This is a genomic window from Paenibacillus xylanexedens (genome assembly GCF_007676705.1).
GTDB classification, from domain to species: domain Bacteria; phylum Bacillota; class Bacilli; order Paenibacillales; family Paenibacillaceae; genus Paenibacillus; species Paenibacillus xylanexedens_C.
This window is the reverse complement of record NZ_VEBF01000002.1, coordinates 387,375-413,635: the sequence shown is the minus strand read 5'-3', so window position 1 is coordinate 413,635 and position 26,261 is coordinate 387,375. Positions and strand designations below refer to the sequence as shown.

The following is a 26,261-nucleotide window of genomic DNA, read 5'->3' as shown; positions in this document are numbered from 1 at the left end:
AATTTGAGTAAACAATCGTCTTGGGAAGAAGGCAACTTCTCCCGTTTTATATGTACAGCTAATCATGGCTTTGCCCCTTATGCTCAGGAAGAGTTGCGCCGTACGTTTGGTGCGGTCAAGAGCACGGTACTCGTACCAGGAGAAATTTTGCTTGCGGGTCTGCCTGTAGCGGAGGAAGAAGTTGCAGGTAAGCTGTGGGAAGAGTATCCAACGTTTTTACGTCATATTCAGCCTGTTCAGTTTCAGGAGAATACAGAAGATTCGGAACAGTCTATTGAGAAATTGATTGCATTCGTCCTGAATCATAAGGAATTGTCCGGCACCCCTGTCGTATTGCAGGTAAGGAAGACAGAGGGGTCCTTTTGGCAAGAAAATGCGGCCTCATTGAAGCAATTGCTGACAGAAAAGCTGGATGAGCTAGGTTGTGAATGGGTAGTGCGTGATGCTGAATATGTCATTTCCGTATTTGCTGCGAATGATATGTTGTATGCTGGCGTATCCAGACCTGAACAGAATCTGTCAGACTGGAGTGGGGGAGCTGTACGTTTTCAAAAAGAAGACGGACAGATCTCGCGGGCTAAGTTCAAATTACTTGAAGCTGAGCAAACGTTTGGTATTGATTTCACTTCTTTTCATAAAGCACTCGATATCGGTGCAGCACCAGGCGGATGGACCTCGTTCCTGCTTGAACGCGGGATTGAAGTAACGGCGGTAGATCCGGCGAAGATGGATCCGACCCTGCTGACATCACCCAAACTGACTTTCTTGAAAAAAAATGCGGGGGATGTGCGTTTCCGCGAAGGAGAATTTGATCTGCTCGTATGTGATATGAGTTGGAGTCCCAAGCTGATGAGCCGCCTTGTATCGGATCTTCTGTATAGCCTTCAGCCTGGGGGAACAGCCATCGTTACCGTGAAACTGTTGCATAAAAAGCCGCTCGCGCTCATTAAAGACGTCATTGATACGTTTGAGCGTTCACGGATGCAGATTCAACGTTCCAAGCAGTTATTTCATAACCGCGAAGAGATTACACTTTATATGGTCAAATATTAAGAAATTGATTCGATTAAGCTCATTAAATTTTGTGCTTTACAATCTATTCCTGCCTGTACTATAATGATACCAATATTAACCATAACAAGCCTGAGGGAAAGCATCCCGAAGTGAACGAAACCGGATATCCGGTCTGTTCTTCTTCGGTGAAGCTTTCCCTTTTTTGTTGTGTATTGAAGGAGGAATTGATATGAGACATCCGGCCAGGCTGGAACGCGGAAGCCTGCTGGGAGGTAGATACCGTATCGTATCCATTCTGGGTACAGGCGGAATGAGCCATGTATACGAGGCGGAGGATCTGAAGTTGCCAGGCAAGATTTGGGCCATTAAAGAAAGCGTAACAGCTATGCCATATGAAGGCAGTATGGAGACGGAGGCGGCGCTGTTGACATCCCTTCGCCATCCAAGATTGCCCCAAATCGTTGATTTTTTTGTCCCGGATGAGGATGGGTACACGTACTTGGTGATGGAATACATCGAAGGATTAACGCTTAGTGAGTATTTCAAGCAGTGTCGCGGGAAGATCCCGATGGAGCAGTTGACGGAGCTGGTGCTTCAATTGCTGGATGTGTTGAGTTATTTGCATAATCTGAATCCACCTGTGATCTATAGGGATCTGAAACCATCAAACATCATGATCACGCCGGAACATGAAGTAAGATTAATTGATTTTGGCATCGCCAGAAGCTACAAAGCGCAAAATGCAGAAGATACGGTCAAGTTGGGAACCGCTGGTTTCGCCGCACCTGAACAATATGGTTCAGGTCAGACCGATGCCCGTTCAGATCTATATGGACTTGGAGCATTGCTCCTGTATCTTATGACAAGTGGTGCGTATACGGAATGGATTCAGGGTGTGGAAAGCTCTATCCGGAGTGATGTTCCGCGGACATACATCCCTGTGGCGAGAAGACTGTTAAGGTATAATGCCGAAGAGCGATTCCAATCTGCCGATGAGGTAAGAAAGGAACTGCTCCGAATACCCGGGGGAACAACGCCCGGTGGAGATACAACGATGACCTTGAATGGGGGAACAAGAGTTATTGCCCTGACTGGTGCTTCATCTGGTGTAGGGGTTACCCACACCGCTATAGCTATTAGTCATTATCTCGAAAGGCAAAATTTCAAAGTAGCTGTGATTGAAATGTCACCTCGTTCTCAATCCTTTGCAAGAATCCAACAAATCGCTCAAGCGGGTAAACCGGTGCCTGTAGGCAGACAGTTTGCAGTGGATGGTGTGCATTATTGGAAACAATCCGGACGAGCGGATATTTTGTCTTTACTTGGGGGGAGCTACCAGTTCATCGTGATGGACCTCGGTAGTGGTCAGGACCAGAATAGGTTGGAAGAATTCCTGCGTGCAGATCTGCCGATTGTTATCGGTTCAGGTGCTGAATGGAGACAGGCGGAGATTGGCGCATTTGTTCGATCCCATCATCGGTATCCACGAGATAAATGGATATATTGTCTGCCCCTGGCAGCAAGTGAAGCTGTTCAGCGTATTCGTAAAGTACTGGACACAACAAGTGTATACAGTTTGCCGTTACATATTGATCCTTTTGACAAGGACGCACAGATGGATAAAGTGTTTTCTCGTATTTTAACGCATATGATGGCACAGCAGCCCAAGAAACGTTCGTTCTTTTCACGGAGGAAAGTACATGATTAGAGGAGATTACGAAAGGAGAGCCTCTTTTGTCTAAATTAAGAAAACAAAGCCGTCAACTGATCTATGCCGGGCTTATCGGAGCAGGAACTATAGGGTTGGTATTCGCAGGATATGTTATTTATAATGTCAAAACGATGGGTGATGTCAGGTCAGCCGTAGAAGCCCGTTATTTATCAGCATATGAGGAAAAGGAAGCTGAATTAAAGCAGCAATGGAATTCGGGAGCACAAGGCTGGGTTACGATTCGGGATATTGAAGCAGGTGAACCGATATTACCGGAGGATCTGAAGCTCATTGCTGTTCCGGATGCACAGGCGCCTCGAAATCTCTGGTCCAGTACCAAGCAAATGGAAGGCCAGGTGGCCAAAATAGAATTAAAAAAAGGAACAGCCATTACCACCGAAATGGTGTATGAGGATACGCCGGCTCCGCCCGATTTAAGAAATCGAGAGCTGCAGGTTGTCCTACTGCCGTCTTCACTCGTTAAAGGAGATATTATTGATGTGCGCATCCAGTTCCCCACAGGACAAGATTATGTTCTCTTATCGAAGAAGAAAGTGGAACGACTAAACGCAGCTACCTTATGGATTACGATGACGGAGGAAGAGATTCTGTCACTCTCAAGTGCAATAGTAGATGCCTATTTACATAAAGCTTCAATCTATGCCTTAACCTATGTAGAACCACAATTTCAGACACCTGCAATCGCGACGTACCCTGCCAATTCAGAAGTGTTAAAACTGCTGGAGAGTGATCCGAATATTGTTCGACGGGCCGAGCAGGAGTTATCCAGACAGGTTCGAAGTTCGCTTGAAAGTTCGCTGGCTGCCTCCATGACAGCACCATCAAAAGGGGTAGAACAGGATGTGGCACAATCCTCAGTTACCTATAACAGTCGTCCATCAGCGAATAATTCGGCAGCATCAGATGGAGTGATGTGGAATGATGGATCGGGAAACGGAGCAGGGGCTGTTACGGAAAGCATGGATCATTCTGCTCAAGCTTTACAATCAGATGAACAGCAGAGTCTGCTAACGGGTGGTGAGTAGGCATCCATCCAAAGATTTACTGAGACAACTTCATGTAACAAAGATTTTGAGAAAAGAAAGGGAGTTAAACATACATGCATACATGGATCTTTGCAGGTTTATGTGAGAAGAATGATCTGATGCTGTATCTTTGCAAGATACTGGCTTCAACAGGCAACAGAGTCTTACTCGTAGATGGAACCTTACAACAGAAGTATGGGTACGGCGTGGGTGACAGTCAGCAGTCTTTGCGAATTACGGAATTTGAAGGTTTTGATATTGCTTGTCATTTTGTCACTTCATCAGCAGTAGAGAATCATCTTGAAGTAAATGGTGAGCAATTGGATAGTTATGACTATGTGTTATATGACATAGAGACCTCCCACTTTGCTTCGCGCAATCTCTGGCTGACCGCCGATGTAAGAGTCTGGGTGAGTGATTATGAGCGTTACAATCTGGAACGTGGCAAAGGCTGGTTGAAAGGGTTGCTTGAAGAACAGTCATTACCTGTTGAGTTGTCATTCCAGCGGATTTTGATCAATGGGGTAGACTGCAAGCTTGAAGCTCGTTATCTGTGGGCGTATCTGGAAGGTAGCCCGTTTGGTTGGACAGGAGAATCTTTAGTGCTTCCGTGGGATGAGTTAACAGCGGCGGTTAAGCTTGAGAATGAGCATCATCGCAGAGTCCTTCTTGGTCCTCTATCCCGAAATTACAAAAAGTCGTTATGTCGCGTGGTCGAGCAGTTAACAGGTTGGGAAAGTGTTCGCAGTCGTCGGGCGATGAAAGAAGCAGAGAGGATGAGAGCATGAGTACCATTACCTTTTGGAGCCCTTTTGCAGGATTAGGTTGCACTTCAAGCACATTAATTAGTGCCTATGCTATGGCACTTCACTATAGGACAAGGGTGTTGCTTGTTAACGCTGGACTTGTGGGAACTGGCACAGAAGCTGCTCTGCCATCCAATGAGATGGATTCCGCAGATTCCATGTTTTCCTTTGAAGAGGGCGGCTGGGATGCGATTGAACGGTTGCATTCGAGCGGAAGTCTGAACAAGCACAATCTGAGGGATTATACCAAGCCACTTTTGAAGGAAAGGCTTGATTTCCTGACTGGAAGAATGAATGAGATGGAATGCTCTCTGCAGGAACATGGTGAGACTGTGAAAAAGTTATTGAACGTAGCTAACGAATACTATGAACTGGTTCTTCTGGATGCGGATCAATCCGGTGTGGATTCGCAGCTCATGCTGCAACAGGCGGACTATGTTGTAATAAACCTTGATCAAAATATGCGAAATTTGGAGTTGTTCTTTGAAGAGATCCTGCCAGAACGAATGAACAATCAGAATAAACATGTTGTAATTAACAAATACGATCCGCATTCACGTGCAACCATTTCCAATATTCGACGCCGATTCAAATACAAGGGGACGATATCTGCTATACCGTATACAACCGGCTATCTGGATGCAATGAATCGGCGAGATGTTGCTAAGTACTTGCAATTGGAGAGTTTAAGTGAAAATAAGGATACTCGCAAAGGGAGCTTTGCTGCAAGCATGAGCGAACTCGCTCGCCTGATTATGGACGGCGCAGGTATGCGCACGGTTCTGAAGAGGCTGGAAAGGGGAGCCTGAACCTCCGATGATCTGGAATACCCTATGGATAAGTTTAATTTTGATTCTATGCTTAACATACATCTGGTTTAAGTATAGAACGTTTCTTCGTGAAAAAAATGCTCGTGTTCCCGAACAGGAATCGTTCACGATTGACATGTTGATTGAGAAGGTGAAGAACTCACTTCATGAGCTTAGTCATAGTCAGCTCGCGGATGCAGGTCTGCACGAAGAAGAATATCGTCGTAGAATCAATCAACGTGCCGAGATGAGAAAAGCCCTGAAAGGCTGTGTCTCAGGCAGTATCAGCGATAAAACATATGTCAAAAACCTGATAGGAGATCTGTTGGTCCGAAGCATAGGTCTGAACAAATCGAATGTAGATGAAGTTATTTTGTTCGCTGAACCTGATTTGTTGACGATCCAGGACCGATTCGAAATTGTGTTCTATCTGTACCGACAGCAATTCGGTGTGGATGCTCTTTCCCGAATGATTGATACCTACGATCTTGGCAGGCTGAGAATGGAGGAAGGTTCGGAGGATGGAGGGAGTTATTATATTTCTGAAGAGGACATTCAGTATGTGTTCGAGTGCGAATATCGAGAGCTTGGATTCAGAGAAAAGACGGATATCATCGTGCAACGTATCTACCAGCACTATAAAGGGTTCTCGGTTGTTGATGAGATAAGGGACCAACGTATTGACGGCGTTAGCGGTGGTGTCAGCGGTATGCTGGACACTGTTCATAATTTGGGACTTCAAAAACCGGCAACATGGAATGATTTGTTGGATCAAGGGCTCGAGGATGATGCACATGAAGAACCGCTGAGTGGGATGGAAAGTGTCTGGATTTTCTATAAAGGTAAGTCTATCCATCTGTCCTTTCTGTCATTCGGCAGCATTCGTGAACTGAAACGTGTATGCCAGAACATATACAAATACAATTATCCGGGACAGTTGTCGGAAGCGAGTGGGTACAAGGTGAACGAGATGAAAGATGGCTCACGTGTCGTAGTGGTTCGTCCTCCTTTTGCAGAATCATGGGCATTCTTCGTCCGGAAATTCGATATTCCGAATGCTTCACTTGAACAACTGATTACGGGTAACAACGCAGATCTGCCAATTACATTGCTTCAATATCTGATGAAAGGAAGCCGGATTACAGCTGTAACCGGGGCACAGGGGTCTGGTAAAACAACGTTGCTTATGGCTATGGTCAAACACATCTATGCATCGTATACCCTTCGGGTTCAGGAGATGGCGTTCGAACTTCAATTAAGACGGATCTACAGCCGACGTAATATTTTGAGTTTCCGAGAGACCGAACATATCTCAGGTCAACAAGGACTTGATTTGCAGAAAAAAACGGATGGTACTGTAAATATTCTCGGTGAGGTTGCGAGTGATGAAGTGGCTGCATGGATGATTCAAATGTCCCAGGTTGCCAGTCTGTTCACCCTGTTTACACACCATGCAAAAACTTTTCGTGATCTGGTCTTCTCCCTCCGTAATTCCTTGCTCAAAACAGGCATGTTCCAACATGAACATATTGCTGAGGAGCAGGTTGTGAGTGTCATTAATTTCGATGTTCATATGAAGAAAGATGCTGAGGGACGAAGATATATTGAACGTATTACGGAATGTCTTCCTCGTGCGAATCAAGGTGACAGCGTGGAAGAGAGGGCAGGTTTTGCGTTTCGTAATGTTGTGGAGTACAGAGATGGATCGTATGTCGCGACAGCTCCAATCTCTTCGGGTAGCATAATCGACATGCGAGAACAGATGACATTGCAGGATGCCGAGAAGTTTGAACATTTTATGGAGCAACATTGGGGTGATCAGCATGACCATTAAATGGACTCTGCTCCTCGTATTAAGTATTTGTGCAGGAGGGTTGCTGATCACGCTCTTGGTTTTAAGCTTGCTACGTCGCAGAGGAGGTGGCTCAACAAGTCAGTCCGGCCTTATTCTTACGCCCAGCGGGAAGGGATTCAAAGGACTGGGATCACTCTTGTTGCAGTCTTACCGCCTTGGAATGAAAGTCCCACTGCTATCATCCTATATTCTACAAGTGCAGAAGCATATTTCATTCCGTCACGTGGGGGATGAGCCGTCTCTTCGAAGAATGACGATGACAGTGGTTCTGATTATTCTGGGAGGCTATGGAGGCATAAGTGTCATTCTGTTTCTACTGCAGCCGGGTATCGCTTTTGTAATATTGTCCGTCCTCTGTGCTGTGGTGCTAAACAGTCTAGTGTTGGATATGTGCCTCAGTCGAATGGAGAAGAGGTTGCTGGTGCAGATGTTGGACCTGTTTGCAGATGTAAGGCATCGGTATCATCAGCATGGCATGGTTGAGGAAGCGCTCTATGAAGCTGCTGAAGCAGGTACAGGAGAAGCGGCTGAACAGGTCAGACTGATCTACGAAGCTCTAACTTCTCCAGATCCGAATGAAGCCCTTGAGCGTTATTATGAAGTAGCTCCCAACCGTTTTCTCAAAGGATTCGCAGGCATTTCCTATATGGTCATGGAGTTCGGAGATAAGGATAGGGCACAAGGTTCTATCTATCTTAAAGGACTGGGTAACCTGACTCAGGAGATTCATTTGGAGATTTTGCGGCGTGATAAATTAGATTATTTGCTCAAAGGGCTCAACATCATCGCGCTCGCCCCTGTATTGTTCACGGCTCCAATCGAACGTTGGGCCAGAGTCAGTTTTCCAACGATGGATGAATTTTATCGCAGCAAAATCGGTTTTGTCACCAAAATATCGATCTATGTCATCATCATTCTTGCCTATTTGCTTCTGCAAAGGCTCCAGCAATACGATGAGACCCGTTACCGTTCAGGGCATAAGCATTCATGGTTGGACCAGCTTCTGTACAAGCAAACTTTCATACGGAAATTGGCAATGTTGTTTGCAGCAAAACCTGGCAGTACACAGTACAGCCAAACGATACGCCTGATGAGGGAGAGTAGTTCGGAGTTAAAATACGAATGGCTCGCCATTCGTCGAGTGATGTTATTCGCAGGTTGTTTGGTCCTTACGATGGGTTGCATCTTGTTGTTGCACCAGGTTGAACGTAATCACATCTTGTATGATCCGATAAGGGATGACCGCATGTTTGGCGCAATGGCTGAGGCGGATCTCAGGAAGGCTGAGGAAAAAACAGCGTTGGATCAATCCGTGCTGGAAAGTGTAGAAATGAACCGGGGGGCTACATACGAAGACATCTCCAAAGCGTTACAGCAGTTATCTCCCGTTCAGTTGGATCACGATACACAGACTGAGACGATCGCGCGCATTATGCAGAAACTTGAGGTGTATAACAAGCAATATGTACGCTGGTGGGAAATGATTATAGCCATTCTCATGGGTATAGCAGGGTACTACATTCCCGTATGGCTCATGTTATTTCAGCGGAAGATGCGGAGTATGGATATGCGACATGAAATCTATCAATTCCAGACAGTGATTTCCATTTTGCGTGAGATGGACCGAATGTCAGTCGAGGAGATATTGGAATGGCTTAATCGATTTGCCGTCATTTTCAAGCGTCCGCTGCAAAAATGTTTGTTGCATTTTGAACATGGGCCAGAGCATGCACTTGAACAATTAAAAGAAGAGGCGGGCTTGCCCGAGTTCCAGCGACTGGTTGATAAATTGCAGCTTGCCCTTGGCAAAATCTCAATACGTGAAGCCTTCGATGATCTTGAGAGCATGATGGCCTTCTATTTTGAACAGCGCAAGCAGGAGTACAGCAAAATGATTGATGTAAAAGCATCATGGGGGAGAACCATCGGATTTACACCTATGTATGCCCTTATCTTCTTGTATCTGGTCATTCCATTGGTGGGTATGAGCTTCTTGCAAATGAACATTTATTATGAACAAATTCAGAAACTGTAGCACAGTCCCTCTGTGTGAAGTCTGAAATATATTAATAACTTATAACTTAGGAGGATTTAACATGAACAATGCATCAAGCGCTTTAAAGGTGGCAGCAGGGATATTTTTGACGATCGCTTTGATCACAATTGTAGTTCTGTTGTTTATTTCGGCTCAGGAGGCAACCAAGACGGCCCAGAATAATTTTGCTGATATTCAAACCGAGTTGTCCCAGGCGGCATTTACGGTATATGACGGAACAACCATCAGTGGATCACAGGTAACCAATGCGCTGCGTAAATACGCGGACAAGGATCAGTTCGGTATCCAAGTAATTACGGGTAAAAATAAAGCGGGTCAATGGTACGGCAACCAACTGAACATTTCACAGGATCTCAATAATGCGGACTATGGCTCGGTTATTGCACCTGACGATAAAGTGGGGATTATTAACCAGACCATGAGTGAAAAAGACAATCAATATGTCAATCCAAGTGGTAAATTCAAAGCGATTATCGTAAAAGACCGATCTAACGTGGTAAGAGGGCTGATCTTCCAGCAATCCTGACAGGAGTTGGTTTAACATGTCCCAGAATACCCAACATCTCATGTTGTTTTGTACGGCGGTTGTCCTGTTTGTGACAGCCTGCCTGTACGGGCAACAGAATGTTACGATTTTATCAGCGGCTTTGAACGACAGAGTACAGACAACAACAGGTATGGAAGGTCGGCTGATAACAACACTGCATACCACTAATCCGAATCAGTATAAGGGTGCGGAAGTATTGCATACCGTGAGGCAGATGACAGGCACTGGCATTCCTGTGGAGGTAGATGGGACTTCGTATGTGATCGATCCGCTTGTCAACAAAGCAGCGACTATTCCTGTCCAGCTCGATGCTACCTACAGACCTGAGTTTATACGAAGTGAAACTGGAGAACTGCTGAAAATTGTTTTTTGGAAGGAGGCGAGTATGAATTGATTAATGCCGCATCCAAGCTGCTTGCCGTGTTACTCGCAGTCCTTCTGCTCTATGTGTATCCAGCTGCTGAAACTGCTGATCGGCAGGATGATATAGCACGTATGACGGCTGTTCAGAATGTAACACGTTTTGTTGATGCTGTCCGAACGAAAGGGTACATTTCACCTCGGATGTTGTCTGAGTTTGAGGAGCAATTGGCCCAGACGGGCAATGTGTATGAGGTGTCGATGGAACACTTGCATAAAAAATATGTACCTCATTATACAGACCCGATGGACAATAACAGTTTTACCGGGACATACGAGGTTGTACAGGATGGATATTATTCATCTCAGATTCGGGAAAGGCTATTCCCGTCCTCAGGTGTGATACCGCTTGATGACCCTGGCCGAAGATATATGGTGACGACAGGAGATTTTTTCACCGTGACGCTCCAAAATACAAATCGTACACCTTCCATGCTCATTCGTGAATGGTTGAGTGGTACAGCTCAGGCTTCAGCTGTATTTGTAACATACGGAGGTATGGTCCTTAATGAAGATTACTGAACTATCTATTGTATTCGTGCTGATCTTCTTCCCGCTCTTCTGGATCATCTCACTCCATACCCAGGATGCTGAAGAGGCCCAGTATCTGGGTCATCGATACAGATCTGCACTTCAAACCGCAGTCATGGATGCAGGTGCAGTGATGCATCAGAATGAGAAGCAAAATGATGAAGCGGGTTATGATTCAACCAAGTTTGTTAAAGCGGACAAAGAGCTTGCTTTGTTAACATTTACTCAGACGATGGCTTTAAATATGGGCATTCAGGATGATCCCGCAGCCATTCGAAGTATGTTTAATTACATTCCGGCCTTGGTTATCCTGGATTACGACGGCTATTATATGTTTTCCACAGAAATAGAGATGACAGGTAACCGCGAAGATTCTTTTCAGCAAGTATGGAGTCCCAAGAAACCTTATACATATTCAGATTCAAACGGTAGCAGTATTAACTTCACACTGGACGACTACGTATATGCCTACGATGCAAGTGCAGGAAAATGGATAGAGGGATTTCAAAAAGAACTGGCTTCTAGCACTCAGATTTCTTTGCTTCAGGATGCTGATGTATTTGAGCAAGTTAGACGAACCAGAATTGTAACCACTGTGCAGGATGATCTGGCTGATGTGATGAACCGTCACAATGAGTTTGCCAGAAAGAACGGTATTTCCTATACGTTTACGATACCACTGATTTCACAGGAGGATTGGTATAACTCCATTAATGATACAGGGATTATGGCTTTTATCCAGGGAATAGCCGTGGGGGATCAGAAGATCAACAATTATGCGATTGGTGGAGGCAGACTTGTGAAGAAAACGGCCATCGTAGGTGGGGTAGATCCTTCAACGGGTATCAAGTACTATTACCCCTCCACATGTGGTAATGGTTACCGTGCCGAAGAAGTGTTCACAGATGCAAAACAAGCAGCTGCGCAAGGCTATTTTGAGTATAACTGCTCTAATCGTTAGAAGAGCCTGCATGACAAAATCATGGAAGAGGTTCCTGAACTGTTTACATTACTTTCAGAAAAGAAGGGACCTGTGCTAGAATAGGGTTTCGGAACAATATCAAAAGTAATGTCTAATAGATAGGAGCAACCTCATCTTATGAGTTTATTGTCAGTAGAGAACGTGAGTCACAATTTTGGAGATCGCACGTTATTTAAAAATGTATCGTTTCGCTTACTCGCCGGAGAGCGCGTAGGACTTGTTGGTGCCAATGGCGTGGGTAAATCCACACTAATGAACATTCTTACAGGTAAATTGCTTAAAGACAGTGGAAAAGTGGAATGGACACCTAAGGTCCGTTATGGATATTTGGATCAGCACACGAAGCTTACGCCAGGCAAAACCATTCGTGACGTGCTTAAGGATGCATTTCTTCCGTTACTTGAATTGGAAAAAGAAATGATGAATATTACGGACCAGATGGCAGATGCAGACCCAGATAAGCTGGAGCAGTTGCTCGAAGAGATGGGCGATATTCAGGAACAATTGGAGCAGGGCGACTTCTACCTGATTGACGTAAAAGTGGAAGAGATGGCCAATGGTCTTGGTTTGTCCGCAATTGGTCTTGATCGGGATGTTGCTGCTCTAAGTGGTGGACAACGTACCAAGGTGCTTCTTGCCAAGCTTCTGCTTGAGAAACCTACAGCTCTTTTGCTGGATGAGCCGACCAACTATCTCGATGTAGAGCACATTGAATGGCTGTCACGATACCTGAAGGACTACCCGCACGCTTTTCTTCTAATCTCCCATGATACGGAATTCATGAATGAAGTCGTGAATGTCATTTATCATTTGGAATTTGCCAAATTAACGCGATATGCAGCGAACTATAACAAGTTCCTGGAGATGGCGGATATGAATAAAGCCCAACATATTGATGCTTACGAGAAGCAGCAAGAATACATTAAGAAGCAGGAAGATTTCATTCAGCGGAACAAAGCACGTGCTTCCACCTCAGGTCGAGCGAAGAGCCGGGAGAAGCAGTTGGACAGGATTGAACGTATTGATCGTCCAGATGAAGCGGCCAAACCAACGTTCAAATTCAAGGATGCCCGAGCGAGCAGCAAAACGGTCTTTGAGGGTATTGATTTTGAAATTGGATACACGTATCCTTTGCTTCCTAAAATGACGATGACGATAGAACGCGGTGAAAAAATTGCCATCGTAGGCTGTAATGGTGTGGGTAAATCGACACTGCTGAAAACCATTCTGGGGAAAATATCTCCACTCAGTGGAAAGACCTTTTTGGGAGATTATCTTGAAACGGCCTATTTTGAGCAGGAAGTTCGTGCTGGGAATATCACACCGATTGAGGATGTCTGGAATGAGTTCTCACATTTGACACAGAATGAAGTCCGGGGGCATCTCGCTCGCTGTGGATTAAAAAATGAGCATATTACCCGTCCTCTTAACATGCTGAGTGGTGGAGAACAAGCCAAGGTTCGTTTGTGCAAGCTCTTGATGCGTGAGAGCAACTGGATTCTGTTCGATGAGCCGACGAACCATCTGGATGTCACAGCAAAAGCCGAGTTGCAGCGTGCCTTGCAAGAATTCAAGGGAACAGTGTTGTTGGTATCTCATGAACCTGATTTCTATGAGGGTTGGGTTACCAAAACATGGAATGTCGAAGAATGGTCTGAGAAGAACTAGACGATTCAGGGAACGTTTAATAGAATTGAACGGTGACAAAAAAAACCGTCTATGGTAACATAAACTACAACTTCATATGAACACTAGGGGGGCCGCACGATGCGGCTGAGATGGAAGAATGCGATTCTGGACCCTTTGCACCTGATCTGGATCATACCAGCGTAGGGAAGTGGCGCGCGCGTTTCAGTAAATGACCTGAGCAAACGGAAATTCGAAGGAATTTCAACTGTCTGCTTAGCGAATTGAAACATGCAGTTCCTTGTATAAGTTATGGGTATAAGTTCCATAGCTGTTTTGTACGAAATGAACTGTATGCATCAGTCAGTCATCTGCTCCAATCATTAATACGCAGCCACTCCCCTACGGGAGTGGCTTTTTTTGTATTTTCATAGCATTCACGCATGGAAGGAGATGAACGGCACGGTAATTTCTCATGAACATGTACACGGATCATTTGAACTGCATGTTGTATCTACGGGGGCTGGAGATCAAGCCTCTTTTGTGAAAGCAGCAAAGGAGGTCTGGCCGTGGGTGGACTATATTCACATACGAGAGAAACAACTCACATGGCAAGAAAAAATCGGTTGGGCTGAAAGTTTGCGTGGTGTTGGAGTTCCATCTTGCCGCATCGTTATCAATGGTTCAGAGCTGTTCCCACAGAATGACATCTATGGCGGTGTGCACTGGGGGCAAGAGGCTATGCCTAGGTACAACACTTCTGTCATAAACAATATGCAGCGACTTCGTCTGGGTGTATCTGTTCATTCAATCGATGAGGCAAAAATCGCTGAAGAACGGGGAGCCGATTACCTTTTCTTCGGGCATGTCTATGCAACCAATAGTAAGCCTGACCTTGACCCAAGAGGATTGCATGCTCTTGCTGAAGTGTGCTCTGGTGTCTCCGTTCCTGTCATTGCGATTGGGGGCATTGAACCGGCGAACATTCGCGCGATCCGCTCAACGGGAGCACAAGGAGTTGCCGTGATCTCGTACTTATGGGGGAACGATTCACCGGATCGAGCTGCTGCATCATTAAGACAGGCTATCGTTAATACAGAAAGTCTGCGGCGCTGAATCAAGGAGATGAGATGATGAAAGAGAACATAACGGGTCAGAACAGAAATCAGTTCAGTCATCAACTGAAGTCCGAACCGGAATCAACAAGTAAAAGTATTACGTATAGACCGGATAAGATTCATGCCGAAACCATTATTGTAGGTGGAGGCGTCGTTGGTTGTGCCATTGCTTATGAGCTTGCCTCTCGTGGACAAGATGTACTGTTGGTAGAGCGTTCAGCAATCGCGGGAGGAACTTCGTGCGCCGCGGCTGGAATGCTGGCAGCAGACAGTGAAGATTTTGCTCATCCTTTGATGGCTAAGCTTGCCAGGCAGAGCAGGCAGTTACTTCATGAGCAAACGGTACTAATGGCTACCCTCAGTGAGGTAGAGGTTGGTCTGCAACGCCAAGGATTCCTGACCCCATTTCGTTCATACAGTGAAGTAAGCAGCTATAAGAACAATCGAAGTTCTGCTTTGTCTGCTGATGAGGTATGGTGGGATCGTTACACAGTGCAACAGGAGGCATCATGGCTTAATAGAGATACGTATGGAGCCTACTGCAGGCCTTGCGAGAGTGAAATTCTTCCTGTCCATCTAACAAAGGCATACGCCGCATCAGCTCAAGCAATGGGAGCACGGGTGATGGAAGGGATAAAGGATATACACGTGCAAGCAAACGAACATGGTGTACAGGGGATCACCACATCGATCGGTGAGATGACATGCAAACATGTCATTATAGCGGCTGGATTACAGAGTGAAGAATTAATGAGACATGTAAATCTGAGCTTGCCTGTGTGGTCGGTAAAAGGAGAAATAGCCGCCGTTCAGTTCTCAGCTGAACATGCAGGGTACAGACCTGACAGAACGGTGTATGCCGAAGACATCTATATTGTTCCGAAAGCCAATGGAGAAGTTTGGCTTGGGGCAACCAGTCTGCCTGGCAGAACGGATCTGAACGTTTCAGTCCAGAGTGTACAGAAGCTGCTAACAGCAGCTACCTATTGGGTACCTGGACTGAAAGAAGCTCGATTTTTGCGAGCATGGGCAGGCGTGAGACCAGCCACTCCGGATGGACTGCCTTATATAGGTGCTTGCGAGAGTGTTCCCGGTTTGTTCGCCGCCTTTGGGCATTATCGCAATGGTATTTTGCTCAGTGCAATAACAGGCAGACTAATGGCTGAATTGCTTGAGGGCAATAGCTCAGAAGAACTCGGGATCGAGGAGCTGAGTCCTGAGCGATTGAACAGAAAGGGAGTGGTGCAGTGAACATCATAGTAAACGGTCAACGGATGGAGATTGAAGACGGATTGAATCGTGTGGACAAACTGCTTAAATCTTTTGATCTGCAAGTCAAGACTGTAGTTGTTGAGCTGAATAGGCATATTTTAACACGTGAGTATCATGAAACGACGGCATTAAGAGAAGGCGATCGAATCGAGATTGTACATTTTGTAGGAGGCGGTTGATGATGTTGAATATTGGTAAATATACGTTTGAGTCCAGATTGTTGCTCGGAACAGGCAAATTTTCTGATCTTGAAGTGCAAAGCCAGGCTGTGGAAGCATCTGAGACGGAGATTCTAACCTTTGCTGTTCGTCGTCTGAATCTGGAGGAGCGTAACCAGAAGCATTTCCTGGATACGTTGGATCTCGATAAATACACTCTTCTGCCGAATACAGCTGGAGCTTCCACTGCGGAAGAGGCGGTGCGAATTGCCGAGCTTGCACGAGCTTCTGGACTTTGTGATATGATAAAAGTCGAAGTTATCGGAGATGGAAAGACGTTGCTCCCAGATCCGATTGAAACGTACAAGGCTTGCGAAATTTTGCTTGAAAAGGGCTTCACTGTATTGCCTTATATTTCGGATGATGTCATTCTGGCCAAAAGGCTGCAATTGCTTGGCGTGCATGCTGTAATGCCTGGCGCTTCTCCCATCGGAGCTGGTAGAGGCATCATTAATCCCTATAACCTTGAGATCATCATTGAGCAGGCCGATGTACCTGTAATTGTGGACGCAGGGTTGCGCTCTCCTAAAGATGCTGCTTATGCCATGGAACTTGGTGCCGATGGCGTATTATTGAATACAGCCGTATCCGGATCAGGAGATCCGGTGAGCATGGCTAAAGCGATGCGAATGGGGGTAGAGGCAGGTAGACTCGCATATGAGGCAGGCATGATTCCCGTGAAGCGTTATGCAGCAGCCAGCAGTCCGGTGGAAGGAATGGTTCATACATGACAGATCAATTAACATCTCCCGAGCAGGCCGATCGGTATTCCAGACAGGAACGTTATGCGCCGCTAGGCAAGGAAGGCCAGGCCAAATTAAGCGACAGTAGAGTTTTAATCGTGGGCGCTGGCGCACTCGGAACAGGAATTGCTGAAACGTTAGTTCGCTCAGGAATCGGGCACATAACGATCGTGGATCGTGATTATGTGGAGTGGAGTAACCTGCAACGTCAGCAATTATATGTCGAACAGGACGCGATTGAGCGGATGCCGAAGGCGATGGCAGCGGAAAAACGTCTATCTGCCATTAATTCCACCGTTCATGTGGAAGGCAAAGTGTTGGATGTCAGAGTAGATGAATTGGAAGAACTCGTTCAACATGCAGACTTGATCATGGATGCAACGGATAATTTTGATACCAGACTACTCATGAATGATATGGCACAGAAATACCGTATTCCCTGGATATATGGTGGATGTGTGGGCAGTTACGGCATTACCTATACGTTTATGCCTGGAGACACGCCATGTTTGAACTGTTTGCTGGGAGAAGTCCCTCTTGGGGGAGATACCTGTGATACGTCTGGCATTATTCCTCAAGCGGTACAGATGGTAACGGCGAATCAGACAGCAGAAGCGATGAAGTTGCTTAGCGGCAACCGGGGTGCACTGAGACGCAAGTTGTTGTCATTTGACGTGTGGAGGAACGAATACATATCCATTAATGTGGATGGTGCGAAAAAGCAAGACTGCCCTTCCTGCAGCGATTCGGCAACCTATCCGTATCTTTCTGCGTCCAATCTGGAGAAAACAGATGTGTTGTGTGGCAGGGATACCGTTCAGATCCGACCTGCACGGCGCATGAATCTGGATCTTCAACATACAGCGGATCGCCTGGACAGGCTTAAAGAAGGAAAAGTGGAATCCAATCCTTTTTTGGTCTCTTTTACAACAGGAGCTCATAGAATGGTCATTTTCCAGGATGGACGTGTTCTTGTTCACGGAACAAAAGATACAGCTGAAGCTCGTACACTCGTTCACCGCTACTTTGGTTGAGGCAAAAATGAAGCAAAGTCTGTTCCCTTGAGGGAATGGACTTTTTCATTTTACGGCATGATAACTGTACCAACCTTTGCTGCGAGCAGAAGGATAGAGACAGGCCGGGTGAGAACAGTGAAAACAGCCATATTGTTGATGGGAGCAGGAGAGCAGGTTGACCTTATTCAGGATGTACTATGTTCCGAAGGGTATGAGGTACACCGTAAGGAATGGTCTGAACTTAACCAATCCGTTGAGCCATCGTTGTTACATATCAATCTGATCATCCTGGTAGATAGTGAAAAGGGTCAGGGCTATCGGAGCCAACAGAAGAAAGAAGAGCTGAAACAGTGGATAGATAAAGGTCAGGTTATACCTCTACTCGTTATCACTTCAAATGTATCTCCTCAGTTCATCGTGGAATGGCTGGATTATGGAGCTAACGACGTGATGGAGGAACCTGTTCACTTAAACGTGATGCTGGCCCGAATACGGAATTTATTGCGTGTTTTTGCGAATGTAAAGCAAGAAGGTGAAGAAGTAATTGTAGTTCATGATCTTAAAGTGAATTTGCGCTCAAGAAGGGTAAATCGTGCTGGGGAGTACTTAACATTAACGCCAAAAGAGTATGAATTGCTCGAATTCTTGGCGTTGCATGTAAATGAAGCATGTACGCGAAGTGATATCTTGCGGGAAGTATGGGGTTACGAGTATGCAATGGATACTAACGTAGTGGATGTATACATCAAACATTTGAGAGTTAAAGTGGACAAGGGTAGAAGTGTGAAACTGATTCATACCGTGCGTGGGATTGGTTACATGCTTCACGACAAAAATTAGATTATACAGCGAATTCCATGAATCACCAGTTTAGAGTGTGGCAAAATGAGGGTAAAAAGAATAGACCGGATAGAAACCTCCGGTCCTTACTGATTAGCTATGATAAGTTTCTAAAGTACACGACGAGCTTTAACATATGTTCTCTTCCAAGTACCTGAGTTCAGATCCGAGAGGGTTACGCCTGGTGATCCATACGTATGCAGAATCTTGCCGTTCCCGGCATAAACACCTACGTGAGTGACATTGGAACCTGTGGAACGGCTGCCACTGGAGAAGAACACCAGATCTCCGACACGAAGATTAGCTTTAGACACAGCTTTACCTTCTTTGGATTGTTTCACGGAAGTGCGCGGCAAATCTACACCATACTTTTTGAAAATATATTTCATAAAAGAAGAGCAGTCAAAAACCTTGGTTGTTGAAGTTGAAGCACCAAATTTATATGGAGTTCCAGTGAATTTTTTGCCATAGTTAACAATCTGTTGACCTGTGGATACAGAAGCAGTTGCTGCCTGTGCAACAGGTGCGTTAGTCATTAGTACAGCTCCAAAACCTAGTGTAGCGCACAACCCGACGGTTACGGCCTTTTGGACAAAGATGTTTGTTTTCATGTTAGTTAGTACCTCCAAAATTCGTTTTCGTTAAGTTGCTAGAGCGAGTATAACAGCTTTGTAACAGCCTAGAAATTGGATAGGGGAGTGTAATCCCTTGCGCCACAGTGGATTGGGTATGTTTATTAAAATACAATTAAAAATGTCAAAAAATTAATCATTGACGAATGACACAAATTGATGAAATAGAAAAGACCCTTGAATATCAAGGGTCTTTATTACGTGTGAACCTATTTTCTTCAATGAATCACTGGTTACAATAACGTAATAAATAACGATAAAGCATGCTAATAGATTCAATCTTTGCTCTGAATAATCAGTAGTAAGCCACTATCGATGGTGACTGTACCCGAAGTACCTAATAGTTTGTTGCTAACACCCAAGGATTGTCCCATGCGAATCGTGGCTTGATCCAGTGGATACATAAAACCTTCCAGAGTTATTCCTGTAACTTCATGAGTCAAGGGGAGCAGAGAAACATATTTATAGTCACGGTGCTCAACCACAGCTCTGGATGTTGTCAGTGTCATGTAGTTGTGTTTGTCCTGTATGACACAGGAGATGTGATGCTGCATCGCGCGAACCATAATATGTACATTGGCGAGTGTGTGATCCATACGTGTACCTGTAGCACCAAACATTAAGATGTGAGAAGGTTCGTGATCTAGTGCTGTCTCAAAGGCCATTTCTGTATCAGTAAGATCCTTATGAACTGGGTCGCATGTAATGAATTTAATGCTATTGTTACTTACAATTGTAAGTTCCTCTTCGGTAATAGAGTCGAAGTCACCCACTGCAATGTGAGGCTGAATGCCGTGTTCAATCAAAAATAGTGCACCGCGATCGGCCGCGATAATCATGTCATCTTCTTGTATTTCCTGAAGTAATTCCACAGATAAGTTCCCGCCTGTAAAAATAACAATTCGTTTTATCGTCATTTCATTTCATCCTTCCTAATTCTTTCACCAAACCAGTATAATCCACAAAATGTGGTTGCACAATTTCAGTGCTCGCGGATACAATGGGTAGAGCGACACGGAGATGACTTGAAAAGTGAGGTTTGAACAGGTTGGACTTACACGTTTTTGAAGTATTCAGTATTATAGGTACCATCGCATTTGCAATGTCTGGTGCTTTCGTGGCAATGGAAGAGGAATATGATATTTTGGGCGTGCTGGTACTTGGACTTGTGACTGCATTCGGAGGCGGTATTATCCGTAATGTACTTATAGGGATACCTGTAACGACACTATGGAGTCAGGGATCACTTATTATGTTGGCTTTGGTATCTGTAGCCATTGCGTTTATCCTGCCTCTTAAGTGGATTGGTCACTGGAAGCGAACAGAGGCGTTATTTGATGCAATCGGACTCGCAGCATTTGCAATTCAGGGCGCATTGTACGCGGCGAACATGGGACATCCTATTAGCGCAGTTATCGTTGCAGCAGTAATGACTGGTATTGGTGGAGGCGTTATTCGTGATGTGCTCGCTGGACGTAAACCGCTTGTATTACGTGATGAGATTTATGCTGTATGGGCAATGACAGCCGGTTTCGTTATAGGTATGGGTTGGTTAACAACGAATGTAGGGCTGTTACTGTGTTTCGCAGCCGTTGTGTTCTTCCGGATGTGTTCTGTACATTATAAATGGAAGCTACCCCGTCGTTCGTTGGTGCCATCAGGAACGGTGGACGTCAATCCTCAGCCGGAGAGCATCGTAACACAGCCAACATCGTCGGTACTTCAAGGTACGCTAAGCAAGGGGGAATAATATGATTCACGTTTTGTTTGTATGTCTGGGCAATATATGTCGCTCACCAATGGCTGAAGCCGTCCTGCGGCAGAAAGTTGTGGAGAAGGGGCTTGAACACCAGATTCGTGTGGACTCAGCGGGTACAGGTGACTGGCACGTTGGCAAACCTCCACATGAAGGGACTCGGAAATTGCTGGATTCGTACCAGATTTCTTACGCCAACATGGCAGCGAGACAATTCGCCAGCGAAGACTTTACTCAGTTTGATTACATTGTGTGTATGGATAATTCCAATGCAGATAATGTGCGCAACGTTCCAGGCGGAGCTGAGGCGGAAATCATCAAGTTCATGGACATGCTTCCGGAAGAAAAACTCAGAGAAGTACCTGACCCGTATCACACAGGCAATTTCGAAGAGGTGTACGAGCTGGTTAATGCAGGCTGTGATGTTCTATTGAGAAAGATTGAAGAGGAGCATTCGTTAGCCTAGTAACATGATCTCATACCTACTTGTAATCGGACAAAGAAGCAGGAGTAGGGTACTCAAGCAAGCAGGATATCCTGCTTCTTTTTCAGGTTATAATTGTAAGCGGTATCATTACGGAAAAGAACAATAGCGGCATTTCAGCCGCTTGTTGATGTGGTCCTTTTATCTTTCCTGGAGAAAATAAAGTAATGCTTCTGGCAATTCCTTCTGCCAAAAGCCCCATTGGTGTTTTCCGTCTTTCTCCTGGTAGGAGACGAGGGCACCACGTTTTTCCAGCAAGTCTCGAGTATCCCGGTTTAATTGAACAAAATCATACGTACCCGTGTCTGCCTCAAAATCAGTCTCTTGCAGACCAACGATCATCCAGATCGAGAGCCAAGACAGATCTTCAGCCGCGGCATAGATTTCCTGTGAAGCAGAGTAGAAGGCACCAGACATACTAATGACACGTGTGAACAGATCCGGATATAACAGAGCAAGATGAAGCGAAACACTGCCACCGAGCGAGTCTCCGGCAAGAATGCGTTCCTGCGGAGAAGGGCGTACAGGATATTTCTCTTCTATATAGGGAATAATCTCTTCAGCGAAGCAAGCGGTATATGCCTTGAACCGATCTCCAAATGGGGCATATTCCTGCGTTCTCACAGACACATCCACCTGAACCCCTACAATAATGAAAGGTTCGGCTCCTTCGTCCAGAATAATTTGGTTAGCTGTTGTAGCAATTCGTCCGAAATTAAAAAATTCTTCGCCATCCTGACAATAAACCACAGGGTAGCTAAGCAATTCGTTATAGCCCGGAGGAAGGTAAATACGGAGCGTTCGCTTCTCTCCGAGGTAGCGACTTTCAATCTCTTCCTTCACAATCGTGCGTTTCAAATAGCGGGAATCCGTCATAAAACGTCACCTTTCTCGGTTAATTTTTTGCATTCGACCGCGCAATACGGTAAGATTACCCTTGTGCGGGGTTAGGTCAAACACGCAAACATGTATTATGCTGTTATACCAATATTAAACCCCTGTTATACATACAATCCGGCAGGAAACATAAAAAAATTACGGATTTCTTTGACGTATGGAGTGAAACAGGTGTATAATAATATTATAACAGCGGAACTTGATATTCAAATTTTTTGTTGAGGTGAAGAAAAAAATGAGCAAGGTTCCTTATGAAGTGTATACAGAGGATGTAGAAGCTCTGTCCGTGCTGTCTCCTGACGGCGAAATTGTTAACAAAGACATGATGCCTACACTTTCCGATGATCAATTAAAAGAAATTATGTACCGCATGGTATTTACCCGTACTTGGGATGACCGTGCAGTAAACCTGGGCCGTCAAGGTCGTCTTGGTTTCTATGCTCCAGTATCTGGTCAAGAAGCTACAATGGTTGGTAGTGAATTTGCAATTGAAAAAGAAGACTTTGTATGTCCTGGCTATCGTGACATTCCGCAACTCGTATGGCATGGACTTCCTCTTTATCAAGCATTCTTGTACTCCCGTGGACACCAGCATGGTGGACAAATTCCAGATGGCGTTAATGTATTGATGCCACAAATCATCATTGGTGCACAAATTCTGCACGCAATGGGTATCGCAATGGGTTACAAATTGAAGAAACAAAAACAAGTTGTTATCACGTACACAGGTGATGGTGGTTCTTCTGAAGGTGACTTCTATGAAGGTCTGAACTACGCTGGTGTATACAAACTGCCTGTTATCTTCTTCGTGCAAAACAATGGTTATGCCATCACTACTCCTTTTGCTAAACAAACTGCAGCTCTTTCCATCGCTCACAAAGCGGTAGCAGCAGGTATCAAAGGTGTTAAAGTTGACGGTATGGACATCTTCGCTGTTATCAAAGCTGTTCAGGAAGCTGCTGAGCGTGGACGTAACGGAGAAGGCGCAACATTGATCGAAGCAGTAACATACCGTTTCCGTCCTCACTCCCTTTCGGATGATGCTTCCAAGTATCGTACTAAAGAAGAAGAGGCAGAATGGTCTGCTAAAGATCCTATCGCGCGTTTCGCTAAATATCTGGAGAAAAAAGGTCTTTGGACTGAAGAAGATACAGCACGTGTGAAAGAAGAAGCAAAAGCTAAAGTAAATGAAGAGATCAAAAAAGCGGAAAAAACCGAGAAAATGACGATTTCAGGCTTGATCGACAGCATGTTCGAACAAACGCCTAAGCACTTGGAAGAGCAAAAAGCTGATTTCCAATAAGTTTTTTCCGATAAAGCATAAACATCCGCGACTTGAATGTCCCGGTATACATGTACGAATTCAAATGTGAACTGTCAATGTTTAAGGAGGAAATGAAGCAAATGGCACAAATGAACATGAAAGAAGCAATCCGTGATGCGCTTCGCGTGGAGTTGAAACGTGATCCTAACGTTCTGCTTTTCGGTGAAGACGTAGGTAATGTAGGCGGCGTTTTCCGTGTGACGGAAGGTCTGCAAAAAGAGTTTGGCGAAGAGCGTGTATTTGATACACCACTGGCTGAGTCCGCTATTGGTGGTCTGGCTGTAGGTCTGGGTGTACAAGGCTTCCGTCCGGTTGCTGAGATCCAATTCGTTGGTTTTATCTTCGAAGCCCTTGACCAAATGGTCGTGCAAGCTGCTCGTATGCGTTTCCGCTCCGGTGGAAAATACAATTCTCCAATCGTATTCCGTACACCATTCGGTGGTGGCGTAAAAGCGGCAGAATTGCATACAGATTCCCTGGAAGGTCTGCTTACGCAAACACCAGGTATCAAAGTAGTTGTTCCTTCTAACCCTTATGATGCAAAAGGTTTGATGATCGCTTCTATTCGCGATAACGACCCTGTATTCTTCATGGAGCACTTGAACCTGTACCATGCTTTCCGTGCAGAAGTGCCTGAAGAAGATTACGTTGTTGAGTTGGGCAAAGCGAACGTTGTTCGTGAAGGTTCCGATGTAACGATCATTACTTACGGTATGATGGTTCACACTTCTGTGAAAGCAGCAGATGAACTTGAAAAACAAGGAATCAAAGTTGAAGTTATCGACCTTCGTACGGTTAGCCCGATCGACATCGATACCATCGTTGCTTCTATTAAGAAAACAAACCGTGCGATTGTTGTACAGGAAGCTCAAAAGAGCGCAGGTGTTGCAGCTGAAGTCATTGCACAAATCAATGAAAAAGCAATCCTGCACTTGGAAGCACCGGTTCTGCGTGTAGCTGGTCCGGATACTGTATATCCTTTTGCACAAATCGAAGATTCTTGGCTGCCTAACCCGGCACGTATCGTTGCTGCGGTTAATAAAGTCGTAAATTTCTAATTTAATCATCTGACATGCCGCAAGGCGCAGTATGGTGATTCACACCGCAGCGCAAGCTGCACTGTAAACAGCCATTAGCCCCTTGAGTAACAGTTATTTGCATTAGCAGTAACAGTTGTTTCTTGGAGTTAAGGGTTGTTTTCAGGATTGAGCACATAATCAAGGAGGTTTTTCAGTTGGCTAAATTTGAATATAAATTCCCTGAATTGGGCGAAGGCCTACACGAAGGCGAAATCATCAAGATGCACATCAAAGTCGGTGACAAAGTAACTGACGACGACATCATCATGGAAGTACAGAACGACAAAGCGGTGGTTGAAGTACCTTGTCCGGTTAACGGAACAGTTACAGAAGTATTCGCTAAAGATGGTCAAATCTGCCACGTTGGCGAAGTTGTAGCCATCATTGATGCAGAAGGCGAACTTCCTGAGCAAGACGACGCTCCTGCTGGCGATCAAGGCGAGCAAGAGAAAGATGCAGCTCAAGGCGGAGCCGACACAAGCGGTTCTTCTGCAGCAGCTTCCAGCTCGGATGCAGCTAAAGAAGGCGGCAACAACAGCGTTCCGGCAGTACCTTCCAAAGACGTTCTGGCAACACCAAGCGTGCGCAAATTCGCTCGTGAACAAGGTGTAGACATCGCTCAGGTTAACGGTACTGGCAACAACGGTAAAGTTACCAAAGAAGATGTTGAATCCTTCAAAAACGGTGGCGGTTCTTCCGCAGCGGCATCTTCCGAAGCTCCGGCTCAAGAAGAGAAAAAATCCGCAGCTCCAGCAGCGGCTGCAGCTAATCAACACGTTGAAGAAGAGCGCGTACCATTCAAAGGTATTCGTAAAGCAATCTCTAATGCAATGGTTAAATCAGCTTACACAGCACCTCACGTTACAATCATGGACGAAGTGGACGTAACTGAGTTGGTTGCTTTCCGTACTCGCATGAAACCAATTGCAGAGAAAAAAGGAACAAAAGTTACTTATCTGCCATTCATCGTTAAAGCCCTGGTTGCGGCTTCCCGCCAATTCCCGGCTCTGAACGCTATGATTGACGAAGAAGCTAACGAAATTGTTTACAAAAAATACTACAACATCGGTATCGCTACAGATACAGACAACGGCTTGATCGTTCCTGTTATCAAAGATGCTGATCGTAAATCCATCTGGATCATCGCTGATTCTATCCGTGATCTCGCAGCTCGTGGCCGCGATGGCAAATTGAGCGCGAACGAAATGAGAGGAAGCACAATCTCCATCAGTAACATCGGTTCTGCTGGCGGTATGTTCTTCACACCAATCATCAACTTCCCTGAAGTTGCTATTCTCGGAACAGGACGCATCAGCGAAAAAGCAGTGATCAAAAACGGTGAAGTCGTTGCAGCACCTGTAATGGCTCTCTCCCTGAGCTTTGACCACCGTATCATCGATGGCGCAACAGCACAAAACTTTATGAATTACATTAAACAGCTGCTCGCTAACCCTGAGCTGCTTGTTATGGAGGTGTAAG

At 45.3% G+C, this 26,261-nt stretch carries 26 protein-coding genes and 1 riboswitch; of the genes, 23 read left to right on the top strand and 3 right to left on the bottom strand.

The genetic code is table 11. From position 1 onward, the window contains the following. Nucleotides 1–3: 3 nt before the first annotated feature. From FS628_RS11775 to FS628_RS11690, 18 genes are all read left to right on the top strand, one after another. Nucleotides 4–1,053 (top strand): SAM-dependent methyltransferase, encoded by a 1,050-nt coding sequence (locus tag FS628_RS11775; protein ID WP_145322104.1) that lies wholly within the window; start codon nt 4–6, stop codon nt 1,051–1,053. A gap of 190 nt (nt 1,054–1,243) precedes the next feature. Continuing rightward, nucleotides 1,244–2,722, top strand: coding sequence for a serine/threonine protein kinase (locus tag FS628_RS11770; protein WP_145322102.1), 1,479 nt, complete (start codon nt 1,244–1,246; stop codon nt 2,720–2,722). Nucleotides 2,723–2,748: 26 nt separating this feature from the next. Beyond that, on the top strand, nt 2,749–3,771 hold the full coding sequence (locus FS628_RS11765) for an SAF domain-containing protein (RefSeq protein WP_145322100.1): 1,023 nt from the start codon (nt 2,749–2,751) through the stop codon (nt 3,769–3,771). A gap of 74 nt (nt 3,772–3,845) precedes the next feature. After that, entirely contained in the window at nt 3,846–4,559 is a 714-nt protein-coding gene (locus FS628_RS11760; protein WP_145322098.1) for a hypothetical protein, read from the top strand. After that, nucleotides 4,556–5,386: a hypothetical protein gene (locus FS628_RS11755; protein WP_145322096.1), complete on the top strand. Its 831-nt coding sequence runs from the start codon at nt 4,556–4,558 to the stop codon at nt 5,384–5,386. Before FS628_RS11760 ends, FS628_RS11755 begins: the two co-directional genes overlap by 4 nt. Before the next feature lie 7 nt (nt 5,387–5,393). Further along, entirely contained in the window at nt 5,394–7,220 is a 1,827-nt protein-coding gene (locus tag FS628_RS11750) for an ATPase, T2SS/T4P/T4SS family (RefSeq protein ID WP_145322094.1), read from the top strand. Continuing rightward, nucleotides 7,210–9,276 (top strand): hypothetical protein, encoded by a 2,067-nt coding sequence (locus FS628_RS11745; protein WP_145322092.1) that lies wholly within the window; start codon nt 7,210–7,212, stop codon nt 9,274–9,276. Before FS628_RS11750 ends, FS628_RS11745 begins: the two co-directional genes overlap by 11 nt. 61 nt (nt 9,277–9,337) lie before the next feature. Further along, complete coding sequence (locus tag FS628_RS11740) at nt 9,338–9,823, top strand: hypothetical protein (protein WP_062834890.1); 486 nt, start codon at nt 9,338–9,340, stop codon at nt 9,821–9,823. Between the two features lie 16 nt (nt 9,824–9,839). Then, a complete protein-coding gene (locus tag FS628_RS11735; protein ID WP_145322090.1) occupies nt 9,840–10,238 on the top strand; it encodes a hypothetical protein in 399 nt (132 codons plus the stop codon). Then, nucleotides 10,235–10,786, top strand: a complete 552-nt coding sequence (locus FS628_RS11730) for a hypothetical protein (RefSeq protein ID WP_145322088.1) — start codon at nt 10,235–10,237, stop codon at nt 10,784–10,786. Before FS628_RS11735 ends, FS628_RS11730 begins: the two co-directional genes overlap by 4 nt. Beyond that, nucleotides 10,773–11,756, top strand: a complete 984-nt coding sequence (locus FS628_RS11725) for a hypothetical protein (protein ID WP_145322086.1) — start codon at nt 10,773–10,775, stop codon at nt 11,754–11,756. The genes FS628_RS11730 and FS628_RS11725 overlap by 14 nt, the downstream gene beginning before the upstream one ends. A gap of 138 nt (nt 11,757–11,894) precedes the next feature. Beyond that, a complete protein-coding gene (locus FS628_RS11720) occupies nt 11,895–13,445 on the top strand; it encodes an ABC-F family ATP-binding cassette domain-containing protein (RefSeq protein WP_036613631.1) in 1,551 nt (516 codons plus the stop codon). Between the two features lie 75 nt (nt 13,446–13,520). Further along, nucleotides 13,521–13,630, top strand: a riboswitch (TPP riboswitch). A 193-nt stretch (nt 13,631–13,823) separates the two neighbouring features. Next, nucleotides 13,824–14,519, top strand: coding sequence for a thiamine phosphate synthase (locus FS628_RS11715; protein ID WP_145322083.1), 696 nt, complete (start codon nt 13,824–13,826; stop codon nt 14,517–14,519). A 17-nt stretch (nt 14,520–14,536) separates the two neighbouring features. Continuing rightward, nucleotides 14,537–15,772, top strand: a complete 1,236-nt coding sequence (thiO, locus tag FS628_RS11710) for a glycine oxidase ThiO (protein WP_186327798.1) — start codon at nt 14,537–14,539, stop codon at nt 15,770–15,772. Further along, on the top strand, nt 15,769–15,972 hold the full coding sequence (gene thiS, locus FS628_RS11705) for a sulfur carrier protein ThiS (protein ID WP_145322079.1): 204 nt from the start codon (nt 15,769–15,771) through the stop codon (nt 15,970–15,972). The genes thiO and thiS overlap by 4 nt, the downstream gene beginning before the upstream one ends. Nucleotides 15,973–15,974: 2 nt before the next feature. Further along, on the top strand, nt 15,975–16,742 hold the full coding sequence (locus tag FS628_RS11700) for a thiazole synthase (protein WP_145324102.1): 768 nt from the start codon (nt 15,975–15,977) through the stop codon (nt 16,740–16,742). Then, nucleotides 16,739–17,788, top strand: coding sequence for a ThiF family adenylyltransferase (locus FS628_RS11695; protein ID WP_145322077.1), 1,050 nt, complete (start codon nt 16,739–16,741; stop codon nt 17,786–17,788). Before FS628_RS11700 ends, FS628_RS11695 begins: the two co-directional genes overlap by 4 nt. Nucleotides 17,789–17,845: 57 nt before the next feature. After that, nucleotides 17,846–18,610 carry a response regulator transcription factor gene (locus tag FS628_RS11690; protein ID WP_222125228.1) on the top strand — a complete coding sequence of 255 codons (765 nt, stop codon included), beginning with the start codon at nt 17,846–17,848 and terminating at the stop codon, nt 18,608–18,610. A 110-nt stretch (nt 18,611–18,720) separates the two neighbouring features. Here the strand turns inward: FS628_RS11690 and FS628_RS11685 are convergent, their stop codons facing one another. Both FS628_RS11685 and FS628_RS11680 read right to left on the bottom strand, forming a co-directional pair. Further along, nucleotides 18,721–19,221, bottom strand: a complete 501-nt coding sequence (locus FS628_RS11685; RefSeq protein ID WP_145322073.1) for a C40 family peptidase — start codon at nt 19,219–19,221, stop codon at nt 18,721–18,723. A gap of 296 nt (nt 19,222–19,517) precedes the next feature. Further along, nucleotides 19,518–20,159, bottom strand: a complete 642-nt coding sequence (locus tag FS628_RS11680) for a thiamine diphosphokinase (protein ID WP_145322071.1) — start codon at nt 20,157–20,159, stop codon at nt 19,518–19,520. A 131-nt stretch (nt 20,160–20,290) separates the two neighbouring features. Here FS628_RS11680 and FS628_RS11675 point away from each other — a divergent pair, with 131 nt between their 5' ends. Continuing rightward, nucleotides 20,291–20,992 (top strand): trimeric intracellular cation channel family protein, encoded by a 702-nt coding sequence (locus FS628_RS11675; RefSeq protein WP_145322069.1) that lies wholly within the window; start codon nt 20,291–20,293, stop codon nt 20,990–20,992. Between the two features lies 1 nt (nt 20,993). Beyond that, nucleotides 20,994–21,464, top strand: a complete 471-nt coding sequence (locus FS628_RS11670) for a low molecular weight protein-tyrosine-phosphatase (protein WP_145322067.1) — start codon at nt 20,994–20,996, stop codon at nt 21,462–21,464. A gap of 159 nt (nt 21,465–21,623) precedes the next feature. Here the strand turns inward: FS628_RS11670 and FS628_RS11665 are convergent, their stop codons facing one another. After that, nucleotides 21,624–22,358: an alpha/beta hydrolase gene (locus FS628_RS11665; RefSeq protein WP_145322065.1), complete on the bottom strand. Its 735-nt coding sequence runs from the start codon at nt 22,356–22,358 to the stop codon at nt 21,624–21,626. Nucleotides 22,359–22,614: 256 nt separating this feature from the next. Here FS628_RS11665 and pdhA point away from each other — a divergent pair, with 256 nt between their 5' ends. The 3 genes from pdhA to FS628_RS11650 all read left to right on the top strand — a co-directional run bounded on the left by pdhA (nt 22,615) and on the right by FS628_RS11650 (nt 26,260). Further along, complete coding sequence (pdhA, locus tag FS628_RS11660; protein WP_017688072.1) at nt 22,615–23,682, top strand: pyruvate dehydrogenase (acetyl-transferring) E1 component subunit alpha; 1,068 nt, start codon at nt 22,615–22,617, stop codon at nt 23,680–23,682. Between the two features lie 101 nt (nt 23,683–23,783). Continuing rightward, nucleotides 23,784–24,761 (top strand): alpha-ketoacid dehydrogenase subunit beta, encoded by a 978-nt coding sequence (locus FS628_RS11655; protein WP_017688073.1) that lies wholly within the window; start codon nt 23,784–23,786, stop codon nt 24,759–24,761. Nucleotides 24,762–24,937: 176 nt separating this feature from the next. Then, nucleotides 24,938–26,260 carry a dihydrolipoamide acetyltransferase family protein gene (locus tag FS628_RS11650; RefSeq protein WP_145322063.1) on the top strand — a complete coding sequence of 441 codons (1,323 nt, stop codon included), beginning with the start codon at nt 24,938–24,940 and terminating at the stop codon, nt 26,258–26,260. The last annotated feature ends 1 nt before the right edge of the window (nt 26,261 follow it).